We start from the raw sequence: 13,989 nt of genomic DNA, 5'->3' as shown, positions 1-13,989 counted from the left end.
CACCGCCCAAGGAGCGAGCACATGCCGATTCGAGAGCTGACCGACGGTGACGATCTGCGCCTGAATGAGGTGTTCGCCGACGCGACCACCCCGGCCGGTCATATGGCCAGGTCCTTGTTCCGTCCGTCCTCGGATTCGCCGTTGATCCGCTCCGTCGTTGCCGAGGTGGTCCCCGACGTTCCCGTCGGAGCCGCCGCGATCGCCGAATCCCCGCTTCACCCCTACCGGGCGTGGGTCCACGTCGAGGTCGCCGCCGAGGAGCAGGGACATGGTCAGGGGCGTGAACTCTTCGACGCAGTGTGCGCGGAGACGCGGGGAACCGCACTCGAGGGCCTCGATCTGCGTGCCCGTGTGCACGCCGGCAGCCCGGGAGAGGGCTTCGCGCAGGCGCTCGGGTTCACTCCGTTGACAACGACCCGCGTGATCCGGGTCCCCGCTGGTGCTCTGCCTCCGGCCGGCGGCGGTCGGGCCGAGGACCTCGAGATCGTTGCCACCGGTTCGGTGAAGCTGACGAAGGCATTCCTCGCCTGGTACACCGCCGTCAACCGAGACGATGCCGTCGGCCCGCTGACCATCGGACAGGTGAATAACGCTTTCCTCTCCGAGGCGGCCGGAGCTCATGGTGCCGCGCTGCTGAATGGCGCTGCCGGGACCGCCGAGGCGGGTGGACTCAGCGCCTTCGCCGTGTCCTATGCGCGGGAAGCCGACGAGACCGCCGGTGTTCTGCCCTCGGCCGGTGAACCGGGTGCCGGAGATGCTGTCGGGGACGGCAGGGCCACCGTCGACCAGGTCGACGAGGAACCGCCGACCGAGCTCATCCTCGGGTCGATGTTCGAGACTCGCGACGGTGCCGCAGACACCACGGGTGAGGACTTCGCCGCGGCCGTCGCCGATGCCGAACTCCTGTTGGCCAGGCTGTCGGTCGACGCCGATGTCGTCATCGAAGTCACGAGCGGAATGCCAGTGATCTCCTCGCTCGTCGATCGACTGCTCGACGCCGGAACCGCCACTGAGCTCTACCGCTACGAGACTCTCTCAGGACCGCCTGCCGACGTCAACTGACTCAGGCTCGACTCCCTTTGGGCTGAAGAGGCGAACAGGGCGAGCCCGGTCCTCGGTGACGAACCAGCCCGTCCCCGGCAGCCCGTCGAGCGGGGCCTGTCGCAGCACTCCGAGCCCGGTGAGATCTTGCCTGGTATGCGCACCGAGCACGAGAAGCGGTCCGAGACTCTGTGCCTTCGCCAGAGAGGAACCATAGCCGGGAGTGAACCGTGTCGGCACAGTGAGCACATGGAAGCGTCCGTCGAGCAGATCCCAGTCGGCTGGTTCCGATTCCATGTGCACATCGTCGTGGACAGAGACCCCGCCGAGGCGGCCCAGGTACGTCGCGAATCCGGTCTTGCCGCTCTGCGGAGAACCGCGAACGGTGAGCACCGAACCGTCTCGCCGCGGATCCCACACCACGAGGTCGTCGAAAGCATCAACGCCGACCGGGATGCAGCCCGGCATGCCGCTGAAGGATTCCTCGCCCACGCCCACAGATTGGTCAAGCCCCCGCCAGCGTGGAGCGAATCCCTTCCGGGCCTCCGGAATGCCGGGTGATCCGCCGAGGATGCTGGTGCCCGCCTCGGACATCGACGAATCGAATCGTGCCGCATCACCGGGTGCGAACTGCACATCAGCACCGTCCCCGCCGGCGGCCTGCGCGCGGGGACCGCGGATGACGGCGCGGAGATCCGGCCACGAACCGGCGAATCGCTGCCGGCTGAGCCCGACGCTCGTTCCGTCTTCGCCGGCCGCGGGCGGAAAGATGATCTGGGTGGAGAAACGAGAGCTCCTGCTCGTCATATTCCGGCACCCGGCGAGCAGGAACACGAGATCCGATTCGGCACCATGTCCGAGGAGACGTTCGGCCCGTTCGGCCCAGTAGTGGTCGAGCGAGTCGACGAACTCGGCCCAATTGCTGCAGACGATCAGGCTCGGTGGCTGTCGACTCTGCCTCGACCCGGTCGGGGAATCTGTGCTTTCACCGGCGCGCGAGAATCTGCTCGGGCCCCCACTGGCAGAGAGATGGTCGAGCACCGCCTGAATCCGCCAGCCCGAGCTCAATCCGCAGCTGATCTCGGCCCAGTCGAAGACCGCGGCGATCCTGCCGATCGCGATGATCCGTCGGGTCGGAGCGGCCGCTCGTGCCATGGTCGCAAGCACGGATTCCAGGGTGTCCGGGCTGCCGCCTGTGAGGATCGTGGAACCATCCACGTCCGGGTCGAATGACCACATCTGCTGCCGCTGCTGACTGGGAACATCGATGATCCCCGTGACTGTCGGCGCGAATTCACCACCGTCCGTCACCGGTACCGCAGAGGAAGCGGCGAGCTCACCATCAGACTGGGCCAGTGCCCCTGCCGCCCAGGCCGACATCTCTTCAGGTCCCGGCAAGGGAGGCAGCACCACCTGTCGATGAGCCGAAGCGTCCTCGGCCCTGGCGATGTCGTGAGCCGCGGCGATGATGTTGTCGACGTGAACGCCGTGGGCGCCGCTGGCCAGGGACGGAACCGGCCCCGGAACCCAGGGACGAACGCGAGGGCGGAGGGCCGCCTCGGCGTGGGCGTCATGTCCGAACGGAACCGCCACGCGGAATCGGGAGACGCTGAGCCCGGAGTCCAGACAGGCGGCGCCGGGCTTGTCCACGGGCAGGAACGCACCCGCCTCGGAGCCGATGACGTCGAAGGAATCGGTCTCATCGCGCACTCGCAGGCACACGCGAATGTTGATGTTCGCCTTCATCTGCCCGGTCACGACGCCCATCGGGCGCTGAGTGGCGAGAATGAGGTGGACGCCGAGGGACCGACCGAGAGCTGTGAGGTGTTCGAGCAGGTCGGCGGCGCGAGGATGGGTGGCCATCAGCGCATGGAACTCGTCGATGACGACGACGAGTCGTGGTGGAGGGTCGGCGAGATCGGTGACATCGGCACACCCGTGGTCGGCCAACAGCCGCTCCCGATGGGTGATCTCGGCGCGCACGGAGACGAGAGCGCGAAAGGCGAGACCGGAGTCGAAATCGTCGAGCACACTGTCGGTGTGCGGCAGATCCTGCAGTGGTGAAAACGTGGCCCCGCCTTTGAAGTCGATGAGGACGAAATGCAGTCGCCGAGGCGGCTGTGCCAAGGCCATCGACAGCAGCCATGTCTGCAGGAGCAGGGATTTTCCGCTGCCCGTGGTGCCGGCGACGAGAGCGTGAGGACCGTCGGAGAACAGATCGACGCCGACGTCACCGTCGGTTCCGCGCCCGATCGGCACCGACCCCGAGGTAGGAGACCGCCACCGTTGTCGGATGGCCTCGGGTGCATCGTCGCAGAGCTCGCCGAGACCATGGTCGGGCCAGGCACGGGGGCCGCTTTCGGCTGAGCGGCCACAGTGCAGAGTGACGAATCGCGCGGCCGGCATGAGTGTGGCGACGAGTGCCCGTCCTGGCACCGGGCCACCGGGCGCAGTCGAGGACGTGGTGCGTGCCTGCGCGAGAGAGCCCACCGTCAGCGAGACCGCGGAGCCGGCATGCGGGGCGGTGAGCGTGAGCACGGCGGGGTGAACCGCCTCGTCGAGGATGATCGAGATAGCATCATCGATGCCGGCGTCTGGGCGTGAGCCTGACCCGACCGTGGTCGATGCGTGGTCGGCGGAGAACCCGGTGCCTGCCAGTTCCGGCAGCAACGAGAGTTCGGGACTCGGTCGCCATCTGAATCGCCGATCGGACAGCCAGGCGAAGGCCATGGTGCGCAGGACTGCGGGTGTTCCGCTGACGGTGACCGTGGTCGTACGTGGATCGATGCGGACCGGCATATCGGTGCAGACGATCCGACCGTCGATGTGGTCTGTTCCACGCTGCAGCCGTTCGTCGATAGTGAGGTCGCTGAAGACCGTCCCGAAACCCAGACACAGACCAGGGGACGAGAAGATCATCTGACGGTGCGACGTCTCCAGGCGGCTCAGCCTGGCCCGCGCCTCGGCCAACGCCTCGTCGCGGTCAAGTCGACATTGCGCGCTGTCGCGAGTGAAACGCTTCTTCTCCACCACGTAGGCGACCCACCCGGAGAGCGGGGCCGAAACGCTGAAGAGCAGGAACCACCACATTCCGGTGGCCACGGCCAGCACCACGCCGATGCCGACGGGGATGAGGAACGTCCACCACTGTGGGGGTCTGGCCGGCCGAGGATCGTCGATCGTCTTCGGGGCGATGTGGATGTCATTGCTGTGGTGCAGCGGCGGGGACCGGATCGGCGGAGCCGAACGGGCAGCCGAGGAAGAAGAGCCGGCCGACGAGCCGTCTGCCGTGCCCGGTGCGAGCACAGTCGCACCCAGAGCTGCGGCGGGCCCAGTCCCCGTGGCATCGAGTCGCAGCGGCTGAGGAGCGCGGGAGATGCTGGGGTCGATGATGGTCAGGCAATCAGGGTGGGGCAGTCGAGACAAGCGAGCCCGCCGTGGGTCGAGCGTCAGGGCGAATCCCGCATCCGGTCCTGCCACGACGGACACGTTCGTCCGCGCGGAGTCGGCACAGTCGTCGGTGGTGCGCAGAACATTCGCCCCAACAACAGTGATGGGATTGAGTCTTTGCCAATGACCCCAGCTGATCGACTCGATTCTGTGGTTGTCGAGCCGGTTGCCGGCGGCCAAGTCCTGGGAAGTCAGTTCCGCTCCGAGGGCAGACCGGAGGACCTCGAGGGCCGGTTGGGCTGATTCGGCTTCGATGCTCATGCTCGTGACGGCTCCGTTCGTCTCAATACGATGGATGAGTCCCAGGGTTCTCATGCCCACAGACTCACCGCGAGCGCATGGCTTGGGCAAGAGCGAGAATGCGCCCTGTGGATACGCTTTGGGCATCCACAGCCTCAGGATGCGTGAGTTGAGCCTGTGCCCACAGGAATCAGCGTCGAAGTGGAGACGGCTCGGGTTGATCAGTCGAGACGCAGGGCGCCCCGGGCATAAGCGGTGGCGTGGAGGTCGATGAGGCCGGGCACGAACGGTGAGAGCAGCGCCGGCGAGTAGCGGGCTTCGATGCGGATGCGCACCGAATGCGTTCCATCGGCGTCGGCGCTCAACCGCAGATTGCCCATGTCCTTCGGAGTCGGCACTGCTTCGAGGTACCGTCCGGCGGCGCGTTTGGCCGCTGGAGGTGAGAACACGAGACCGGGATCGTCACCGGGAGCCGGTTCGAACGAGTCCGAGGCCGCCAGCGCCGCAGAATCGGCCAGCCCCTGCAGCTCTCGGCGGGCCATGTGCAGGTCGGTCAGGGCAGCGATGAGGAAGGCCAGCAGCAAGGCGATGACGACGAAGCCGATGGCCAGCGGCGTGATGGACCCGGCATCCGAATCATGATCCGAGTCGCGGCCGATCTGCGATTCGCGTCCCCGTTCACAGCGGTGCTCTCCCGCGGTTGGCATATCACTGATGTCCTGTGGCGACGACGTCGGTGTGGTTTGCGCGCAATGTGATGTGTGGAGACCGGTCGGAGCCGAAGAGGAGCGGGAACCCGGGCAGTGACACTTTCGTCTCGACTCGAGCGGTGACGAGAGAGCCGGCCTGTCCACAGGGTCCGGCACACGAGTAGGTGATGGAAGTCGGCGCATCACGCAGCCCGAAGTCCGCGAAATGCATTTTCGCGACGGCATGGGCGCGAGCCTCCGAGGGGTTCGCGTCGCGGGCGGCGATACGTGAGGCCGACATCGCCGCCGAGGTGGTCGCATAGCTGGCCGCCTGCAGCTGGGAGAGGGTGAGCATGAGGTAGATGACCGGGATGAGCAGGACGATGGAGGCGAAGATGAACTCGATGACCGCCGTTCCTTCGTCTGCGTCGTCGGTCGCGACTCCCTGAACGAACGCGGGTTCAGTCACGGTCGACGTCCTCGACGATGGATCGTCCGCGCAGGTCCCAGACCTCGGCGGGTCCCCACAGCCCGAGGACGGGCAGCGGGGTCGTCACCCTCACCTCGACGATCTCGACGGCACCGCGCTGTGACGTCGAGACTGTGACCTTCTGGGCATAGCGCTCGCCCACGGACACTCGGATGAGGTCGCGGGTGAGCTTCTGCCCGTCGCGCGGAGTCTGATCGGCCAGGCTCGCCTGCCTCGCCCCTGCGATGGCGGAGTCGATGACAGTGTTGCGGACGTGAATGACGAGACCGATCTGCAGGGCGCCGGCCATGATGAGGGCCAGCAGCGAGGCGATGAGGGCGAACTCGGCGACGGCGGATCCCGAATCGCTGTGCTCGCCTGCCTCCGTCATCGAGGCAACCCTCCTCCGACTTCCCGGTAGTGTCTCGTCGCCACTGGTCACAGCTGGGTCACCCGGCCCCGCGGACCTTGTTCATCGCGTCTTGGAACATCGAGGTGAAGGCCTCGCCGGCCAGAGCCCACAATGCGACCACTAACCCCGCAGTCATCAGGGTGATGAGGACCCAGCCGGGAACGTCCCCGCGATCGGGACGGTCGACATCGGCGGTGAGCTTCGCGTCGATGCCGGTCTCGGCCGCCTCGGTGATGGTGGTTCCTCCTCGCGGAGGAGGACCCGGGATGAGCCCGAGCAAGAGCGGGACGAGGCGGTAGGTGAACTGGCGGAACATCGTGTCTCCTTCATCGGCGAGGTCGAGGGTTCGATCCGCGTGGTCGGTAGTGCGTGACTGGCTGTGGGTGCGGGCGTGGTCAGTGGTGCGGGATGTGGTCGGTGGTGCGGAGTGCGGTTGTTACGGGCTGAGGTCGAGGACGGTCAGGGACGGGAAGACGGCGAAGATCACGGTGACGGGAAGCACGAAGACGACAACCGGAATGAGCATCCCGATCTCTTTGCGACCGGACAGTTCCAGCAGCCGTCGTCGGGACTGTTCGCGCACGTCAGCGGCTTGCGAGCGGAGGACCTCGGCCAGCGGGGTGCCGCGGGTCATCGACACGGCGAGGCCGTCGACGAACTGGACGATCTCGGGGATGGCGATGCGCGTAGCCATCCCATCGAGCGCTTCGACCAACGGTGTCCCGGTGCGGGTGGCGGCCAGGGCTGCGCGGAGTTCGTCGATGAGGTCGCCGGAGCAGGTGCGGCACACGCGTTCGAGAGCCTCCACGATCCCCTCACCGGCGGTGATGGACAGTGCGAGGAGTTCGGCGACGGTCGGGAATTCGGCGAGCACACGGGATTCGTGGCGGGCGATGGCTTGGCTGAGTCGCCAATCGTTGAAGACGTGCCCGGCGATGCCGCCGCTGATGACGAGGACGACGGTGACGATGGGGGAGAAGCCGCGCTGCGCCGACAGTGCACCGGCCAGACCGCCGGCGACGATCATCCCGACGAGGATGCTCAGCACCTGGTTGATGCGGAAGCGTTCGATCGTGGCATTGCCGCCGAGGCGGTCGATGCGCAGCCGCAGAGTCGCATCCGTGGTGATGCGCGACGTCACCCACAGGGTCGAACCGATCAGCCAGGACTTCACCAGTCCCCAGAACCCCTCGGTGCGAGGGGTCGGCGGAGCGTAGATGTCGATCAGGGATTCCTGATCCCGCAGATAGGGTGCGATCCGCGACGACAGAGTCGGTCTGCGCAGCGGCGGGAGGGAGAGGACGAAGACACACAGGGCGAAGCCGTTGAAGAGTCCGAGGGCCAGGACCGACAGGGGCTCGCCGAGGGGACTCATGCCGCCCGCCGGTCCGCAGCGTCTTTGTCGTCGGCCGAGAATCCGCCATTCGCGCCGGGGCTGCCCGCGAAACGTCGGTGGGCGGCGCTGAGTGAGGACCCTTCGATGACTCTGGGTTCGGACGGGAGCCGACCGATGCGCTTCATCGCCTGATACGCCAGCAGAGAGACGACGAAGCCCGCCGCCAGGAGGATCAGCCCGGTCCGCGAGTTGTACGCCACGGCCGTTTCGGGTCGCGTGGAGAGGAATGCGAGCACCACCCACGGTGCGGCGACGGCCAGTCGGGCACCATTGACCGTCCATTGCTGCCGGGCGGAGAGCTCGTTGCGGGTGCGGGCATCGTCGCGGACGAACTGAGCCAAGGCTCGGAGCATGGTGCCCAGATCGCTGCCGCCGACCTGCCTGGTGACGCTGAGCGCGACGACGATGCGGTCGGCCACCGGGTCGGCGCTGACTTGCCGAAAGCGCTCCAACGCCAATGCGAACGAACCGCTGGCCCGATATTCCTCGGCGAAGACTTCGAACAGCGGTCGCAGCGGTTCGGGCCCGCGATGAGCCAGAGAGCTCAGTGCTTCAGGCAGGGACAGACCCGCACGGACACCGGAATTGAGATGGTCGAGAGTCTCTGGCCACAGCTCCCGCCGCATCACCTGTCGGCTCCGCGCCCGATGCTGCAGCGCCCGATGTGGCAGCCAGGAGGCGAACAGACCGAAGCACAGCGCGATCGCCCACGATCCGGTGAGCACTGTCGCGACGACCGCAACGACACAGAACGCTGCGACGGAGATGAGCAGCAGGTGGGCCGGCCGCAGCCTGGGGAATCCGGCCCCGGTGAGCATGTCATCGAGCTCGCGCACCCACCGCGACTGAGTCCTCTTGTTCTGTGGTCGCCGCCACAGTGACATCCAGATGAGGAACAGTCCTGCCCCGAGGCAGGCACCGATGAGCAGAGCGGACTGGGAATAGCTCACGCTGCCTCCAGAATGGCGTGAAGATCGCGGCCGATGGCCGCAAATCGCTCGCCGAGGTGGCCGAACCCCTGACCGCGAACGAGCTGTCCTCGTGGCGAATGGAAGATCGTGTCGAGTTCGACGACGTCGCCTTCGACTCCGCCTGGCACCGCGCAGATCTCATCGATTCGACGCACTCCGGACGGATCCCTGCGCAGGTGGACGACGACATCGAGGCTGACTGCGACGGTGGGCACGACGAACGCCGAGGAGATGTTCGCCCCGGCAAACATGTAGAACAGAGGGTGCAAATCAACTAGAATCGACTGTATGACTGAAACTGCGCTTTCGTACGGTCGAGCGAGCAGAGATCCCAAACTTCGAGGCACGTCTGTAGATGCTCAGCTCCAGGCCAACGTTGCGTGGGCGAAGAACAATGATGTGACCATCACTCATACTCTCCGTGACGACAACCGTTCAGCCTCAGCATCTCGCAAACGGGACCGTGAGAAGTTCGACGAGGCGCTCGATCTGGTCACCAGTCGTGAGGTGGATATCCTCCTGGTCTGGGAGATGAGCCGAGCTGCTCGCGACCTTGCCGACTATGTGCTCCTAAGGCAGGCCTGCATGGACTCCGGGGTTCACCTTGTCTACAAGGGTCGCCGTTATGACCTCAGTCGTTCCGACGATCAATTCACCACCGGGCTGGATGCGCTCATGGCGGAGCGCGAAGCCGGGGATATCCGAGACCGTAACCTGAGGACCGTACGCGATAATGCGGAGAAGCGCCGCCCACATGGGCGGTTGCCGTATGGATACCGCCGAATCTACGACTCGACCACCGGATCGCTGATCGAACAGACCCCGTATGACGAATCGGGCGAACTGCTTCCGGCCGCCCAAGTATTGGCGGAGGCTGTGCGTGACATTCTGGATGGAAAGTCCCTTCGCGGAGTGTGCAAAGGCCTTAACGAACGTGGAATTTCTAGCCCGCGATCTGCTCGTGCCAAGACGGTGGAGGAAAGTCCTCATGATGTCGTCGACTATTGGGAGCCCTCCACGCTACGCCAACTGCTCTTGAATCCGACGATCGCAGGGCGACGAGTCTATCGCGGCGAGGACATCGGCCCGGCGGGGTGGGATCCGATCGTCGACTACGGAGAGTGGCTGAAGTTGCACGCGCTTCTGACTGACAAGTCCCGGCTGACCGTGCCAATACCCAGGGGGCCAGCACCGCAGCATTTGCTATCTGGAATCGCCAAGTGCGGCGAGTGTGGCTCTCGCCTTAAGGCCTCTACGAACCAGCGGCGAATGAAGAAAGCGTACCTTTGCCAGAAGGAAGGGTGTCGGAAAATCAACGTGACTGGAGTACCCGTCGACGAACTGGTCGAGGCGACGATCCTGGCGCTGTTCGAGTCTCGAAGATTTCGAGGAAGCTTGGTCTCTGCCTATCAGGAGCGTCAGTCGGGCAAGCAGAATGGGAGGAACCTGGCAGACGAGATTGCTGCGCTGGAAGCCGAGCGTGACGAACTCGAATCACTTCGCCGAAGGAAGGACATCACGTTGAAAGCGTATGCCCTCGAGGACAAGCGAATCGAAACCGAATTGAACGAGCTTCGCCGAGCGGAGGTTGCTCCGATAACATCGCCCACTTTGCGGAAGATGATCGGTGCGGAGTCTCTTCGGGAAAGCTGGGAAGAAGCTACGCTGTTGGATCGAAGAGCGATCGTCCGGATCCTCTTCGACATTTCCGTCAATCGCCCGACGAGGAACACCGGCCGACGATTCGACCCGAACAGAGTTGTCGTCGACCCGAGTGCATTCCTGCGCAACGATGTGCTGCACGGAAGTTGAATAGAAGGCCGGGAGAGCTAGGCGGCAATCGATCCAGTCTCGGTCGCAACGGATGTCTCTGGCCCCAAAATATCGACGAGGCGTTGCGCAACGTTTGGGCCGGGTGTCGGAAACCTGTTGATCGTTGAAGCCAGCCATTCCTGGTACTCATCAGGGAGGTCAGTCGCCTGGCTGTTGCGTGCGGCGGTCATAGCGAGGAACTTTCGGGGTCGACTACACCCCGGCTCCCCGCTGATTCGCTTCATTTGCCGGACGATATTCGAGTAAGTTACCCACGCGTCTGAGTCGTGGCCCCGATGGGATTTCTTTCGTCCTTTTCAACTCTACCTATCGAATCGGCCTGTCGATAGGTGTTGAGAGGTCTATACGAAATCTTTCGACTGGAGCAGCATTGCTCTTGTCGAACGAGAGCTATAAGTGGTGAGCGTCGACTGGCAATGCGATGAGCTCCCGTCCTTTTCTGGGCAGCCATGGTGGTTGGTCAGTGGCCGGTGTCGCCCAATAGGGCAATTATCGCACTGGCCCCTGTCGGTGAGTAGGAGCATAGCCTCGCTAGAGAGGGATCTGTTGCCGCCCAGTCGTGTGCTGGGTGGGTGCGCGAGTAGCCAGGCACATTGCCGAATAGGACTAACGGTCACGTTCAGGCGAGAATCATCGGCACGTGACACAGAGCACGCGCATAACAAATCGGATACTTAATTGGTAGTGGTCAATGTAATTGAAGCGTAAACAGCTTATGATCCGATCATGCGCAAACCCCTCATTTCAGCCTTAGCGGCACTCACCCTCGCCCTCTCTGCGTGCGGATCTGGCAGCACCATCGAAGCAGCTAGCATGGACGAGCTGCACCAGCATGTCCTCGACGCCGGCGGAATCTGCGACGACTACGAAGACCGTGGCGAAGCACCGTTGATCCCCGGATCCGAACTCCGCGCGTGCAACGACGAATTTGTTCTAGCCTGGTTCCCAGAGTCCGAGCATACTGAATACTGGTCAGACGGAATGGCCTCCTTCGGGCAGGAAGCCCTCGTTGGAACTACCTGGGCAATCGTTGCCGATATGGAAACCCTCGAAGTCCTGCGCGACTCACTCGGCGGGGCAATCAAAGACGGCGAGAACTGAAAGGAAGCATCATGGCAGATGCATTCGGATTACTAGTGGTTTGGGCAATTAGCCTTGTCATTCTCATTCTCGTCATCGCACAGGGCGTGCGTCTAGGCATGCGGTGGTCACGCAAAGACGAACTGCGTGAGCAGGAGGCCGCTGGCGAACAGTACCGACCGGGCGAGTCCGTGTTCAACTACAAGCCCCAGAAAAAGTTCAAGTAACCGGCTTCTCCGGCCACCACGTGTCGCTTGGCGCTAACCACGCGCCCACTGTCTGCATGCGTCGGTCGACGAGCTCGACGAAGATCGCGCCGTCGAACCCGAGGCGTGTGGCCGTGCCATCGAGCCACACCTCCCCGTCCTGTTCGAACACGACACGAGCACGCACTGGCACTGGAGGACGGTCCTGATAGGAACCGCGGGAGGCGACAGCATTGCAGACCTTCTGCCAGTAGCGCCAGGTTGCGGTGCCGTAGTCCTCGGTCATGTGCTGGTCGGTATCCATTTCGGCGGATCGTAGGTATGGAATAGCCGCCAGTTCGGATCCGTGAGACGGTCGTGCTCATCCCGCGTTTCCCAGAAGTGAACCTCCATCCACTCGCCGTTGCTGAACGTGCTCGAGTAGTAAAACACGACCTCGATGACGCTGTTCAAATACATCTGGTGCAGGCCCAACTCAACCTGTTCATGTGAACTGAGGCCGCTTGCGTAGGACACGTGATCACTGAAGGTTCCCGTTGTTGGGTTCGCGTCCGCGAATATCGCTCCGAGGTCCTTCCTGCTGAATGTGCCGCCTGGCAGCTTCCAATCGACGCGATAGGCATTTACGTTGAACTTCGATCGGTTCGAAATGGTGAGCGTCAGTGGTGTCATAGGGTCAGGTCGACCTGACCCGTAGGTGTTCGGAGTAATGTTCAGGGATAATTGCGGCCTTGTCGCCTCGGCCAACGCTTGGTTCGCCTCTTTCGCCTGTGCGCGGTTTGCATCGGCTGTACGGAAAGCTAAGTACGCAGCGAAGATAGTGCCCAGCGTGGCGACAAACTGCGCCCATGCGCCGACCCGTACGCTTGGATCGTTGTCCGCGACGACGACTATCCCGATGAACGCTGCGAACGCTATCGCAGTTATCGACCATATCCATTTGTCCATTCCGCAAGCGTAGTCTGCGGGTATGACACAAGGTCCGGACCATGCTTGAATCGATATCGATTGAGCGGGATAGATGCGGGGTTCTGGCCCAATCCGCTGTCCGAGAGTCGAAGTCGGCGGCGAAAGCTGCTCTCGTGTCAGTGGCGGTTACTACACTAGTTCTCAGAGCACCGAAGCCCTGGAGATCTCCGGGGTGGAGCTGTCCAGGGCACGATGTCTAGTTGGGGAACTAGGGTATCGAGACTATCAGTTCCATGCGCAGTGCTCGCAATGGGCCAAGGCCCAGAACGGAGGTGGTGCCAGATGGCACGCACCGTGAATAGGAATGCTCGAACAGGGCGATTCGTCAAGGCTTCGACAGCTCGTCGAAGCCCGTCCACAACAGTGACCGAACGAGTGGGGCGGGGGACGTCGAACAAGACGACGGTCAATCGTTCGGCTGCAACTGGTCGCTTCGTCAAAGAGTCGACGGCTCAGCGTCACCCCGGCAAGACGATCAAGCAGAGGGTATGACGATGGGTTCTTCTGTGACGCTCGATTTCTCCGGGAACTTCGACCGTGAGCTGAAGAAACTGCTGAAAGACGAGAGCAAAGCTCTTGCCCAGAAGTGGCAGAACTTGTTTGATTCACTCACTAAGCAGTACTCGGGAAAACCGGTCTCTACGGTCAAATCTGCGCTCAAGCAAGAGTCGAAGAAACTTGGTGGCGCATTTTCAGATCGGGAGCTCAATGGGTATGCCACCCTCATTAGTGAGGGCACCAACATCAAGGTGAAACCTAAACAGTGACAAGAGCTGGCGTCCAGCGGATCCTTGACGAGGCGTCCGCTGTGCACCAATAGTCAACGAAGTTCGAGCAGGCGCTGAATAGGGCATCTAATGCACGTTTCCAAGGCACGATATGGATAAGACAACTAGAAGCGGCCGGGACGCCCTTCTCTCCACAGTCGACCAGGTTCCCAACGAGTATTTTTCGATGTACGGCGGAGGATGGATCGACGAGATCTCAACAGCGCTACTTGATGCCGTCTTCTCAAGTAGGTCACGCTATCGTGCAGTGGATCCGAGCCAAAGCGTTATCGGCCAGGTGAGGGCCTTCCACGCACCGAGCCAGAGGCGATGGACGACCTGACCGCTCTAAGCGGCCTTAGCAGTGTGTATTCGCTCTCACGACGGCGTTCGATGATTCCTGCCTGAGTGAAGGGGCGTATGGAGCCTGATTTCACCCTCCGTCGTTCCGGCGGTTGAGGCAGGT

At 63.3% G+C, this 13,989-nt stretch carries 15 protein-coding genes; 5 read left to right on the top strand and 10 right to left on the bottom strand.

Annotated features, from left to right (window positions below):
• The first annotated feature begins 21 nt into the window (after positions 1-21).
• Positions 22-1,062, top strand: coding sequence for a GNAT family N-acetyltransferase (locus ACOZ9V_RS13630; RefSeq protein ID WP_434590842.1), 1,041 nt, complete (start codon positions 22-24; stop codon positions 1,060-1,062).
• Here the strand turns inward: ACOZ9V_RS13630 and ACOZ9V_RS13625 are convergent.
• The 8 genes from ACOZ9V_RS13625 to ACOZ9V_RS13590 form a co-directional block, all read right to left on the bottom strand.
• Positions 1,036-4,806: an FtsK/SpoIIIE domain-containing protein gene (locus tag ACOZ9V_RS13625; RefSeq protein ID WP_434590839.1), complete on the bottom strand. Its 3,771-nt coding sequence runs from the start codon at positions 4,804-4,806 to the stop codon at positions 1,036-1,038. The two genes, ACOZ9V_RS13630 and ACOZ9V_RS13625, sit on opposite strands and share 27 nt — an antisense overlap.
• Positions 4,807-4,952: 146 nt before the next feature.
• Positions 4,953-5,438, bottom strand: a complete 486-nt coding sequence (locus ACOZ9V_RS13620) for a pilus assembly protein TadG-related protein (protein ID WP_434590836.1) — start codon at positions 5,436-5,438, stop codon at positions 4,953-4,955.
• 1 nt (position 5,439) lies between these two features.
• Positions 5,440-5,889 (bottom strand): hypothetical protein, encoded by a 450-nt coding sequence (locus tag ACOZ9V_RS13615; RefSeq protein WP_172170898.1) that lies wholly within the window; start codon positions 5,887-5,889, stop codon positions 5,440-5,442.
• Positions 5,882-6,280 (bottom strand): TadE family protein, encoded by a 399-nt coding sequence (locus ACOZ9V_RS13610; protein WP_434590832.1) that lies wholly within the window; start codon positions 6,278-6,280, stop codon positions 5,882-5,884. The genes ACOZ9V_RS13615 and ACOZ9V_RS13610 overlap by 8 nt, the downstream gene beginning before the upstream one ends.
• Positions 6,281-6,338: 58 nt before the next feature.
• Positions 6,339-6,536: a hypothetical protein gene (locus ACOZ9V_RS13605; RefSeq protein WP_434595403.1), complete on the bottom strand. Its 198-nt coding sequence runs from the start codon at positions 6,534-6,536 to the stop codon at positions 6,339-6,341.
• A gap of 201 nt (positions 6,537-6,737) precedes the next feature.
• On the bottom strand, positions 6,738-7,676 hold the full coding sequence (locus ACOZ9V_RS13600) for a type II secretion system F family protein (RefSeq protein ID WP_434590829.1): 939 nt from the start codon (positions 7,674-7,676) through the stop codon (positions 6,738-6,740).
• Positions 7,673-8,647 carry a type II secretion system F family protein gene (locus ACOZ9V_RS13595; protein ID WP_139908582.1) on the bottom strand — a complete coding sequence of 325 codons (975 nt, stop codon included), beginning with the start codon at positions 8,645-8,647 and terminating at the stop codon, positions 7,673-7,675. The genes ACOZ9V_RS13600 and ACOZ9V_RS13595 overlap by 4 nt, the downstream gene beginning before the upstream one ends.
• Positions 8,644-8,937, bottom strand: coding sequence for a hypothetical protein (locus ACOZ9V_RS13590; RefSeq protein ID WP_434590826.1), 294 nt, complete (start codon positions 8,935-8,937; stop codon positions 8,644-8,646). The genes ACOZ9V_RS13595 and ACOZ9V_RS13590 overlap by 4 nt, the downstream gene beginning before the upstream one ends.
• A gap of 19 nt (positions 8,938-8,956) precedes the next feature.
• Here ACOZ9V_RS13590 and ACOZ9V_RS13585 point away from each other — a divergent pair, with 19 nt between their 5' ends.
• The 3 genes from ACOZ9V_RS13585 to ACOZ9V_RS13575 all read left to right on the top strand — a co-directional run bounded on the left by ACOZ9V_RS13585 (position 8,957) and on the right by ACOZ9V_RS13575 (position 11,808).
• Entirely contained in the window at positions 8,957-10,480 is a 1,524-nt protein-coding gene (locus tag ACOZ9V_RS13585) for a recombinase family protein (protein WP_434590823.1), read from the top strand.
• A gap of 747 nt (positions 10,481-11,227) precedes the next feature.
• Positions 11,228-11,602, top strand: a complete 375-nt coding sequence (locus ACOZ9V_RS13580; protein WP_434590820.1) for a hypothetical protein — start codon at positions 11,228-11,230, stop codon at positions 11,600-11,602.
• Positions 11,603-11,613: 11 nt separating this feature from the next.
• Positions 11,614-11,808: a hypothetical protein gene (locus ACOZ9V_RS13575; RefSeq protein WP_434590817.1), complete on the top strand. Its 195-nt coding sequence runs from the start codon at positions 11,614-11,616 to the stop codon at positions 11,806-11,808.
• Here ACOZ9V_RS13575 and ACOZ9V_RS13570 read toward each other — a convergent pair.
• Together ACOZ9V_RS13570 and ACOZ9V_RS13565 are read right to left on the bottom strand one after the other, a co-directional pair.
• Positions 11,801-12,091, bottom strand: coding sequence for a hypothetical protein (locus ACOZ9V_RS13570; RefSeq protein WP_434590814.1), 291 nt, complete (start codon positions 12,089-12,091; stop codon positions 11,801-11,803). The two genes, ACOZ9V_RS13575 and ACOZ9V_RS13570, sit on opposite strands and share 8 nt — an antisense overlap.
• The gene (locus ACOZ9V_RS13565) at positions 12,070-12,735 is read right to left on the bottom strand and encodes a hypothetical protein (protein WP_434590812.1); all 666 of its coding nucleotides are present in this window, start codon (positions 12,733-12,735) and stop codon (positions 12,070-12,072) included. Before ACOZ9V_RS13565 ends, ACOZ9V_RS13570 begins: the two co-directional genes overlap by 22 nt.
• Before the next feature lie 509 nt (positions 12,736-13,244).
• On the opposite strand from ACOZ9V_RS13565, the gene ACOZ9V_RS13560 reads away from it, so the two are divergent.
• Complete coding sequence (locus ACOZ9V_RS13560) at positions 13,245-13,523, top strand: hypothetical protein (RefSeq protein ID WP_434590811.1); 279 nt, start codon at positions 13,245-13,247, stop codon at positions 13,521-13,523.
• Positions 13,524-13,989: the final 466 nt, after the last annotated feature.

The organism is Brevibacterium sp. 1718, from assembly GCF_051131255.1.
GTDB lineage: Bacteria > Actinomycetota > Actinomycetes > Actinomycetales > Brevibacteriaceae > Brevibacterium > Brevibacterium sediminis.
This window is presented reverse-complemented; position numbering and strand designations above follow the sequence as displayed.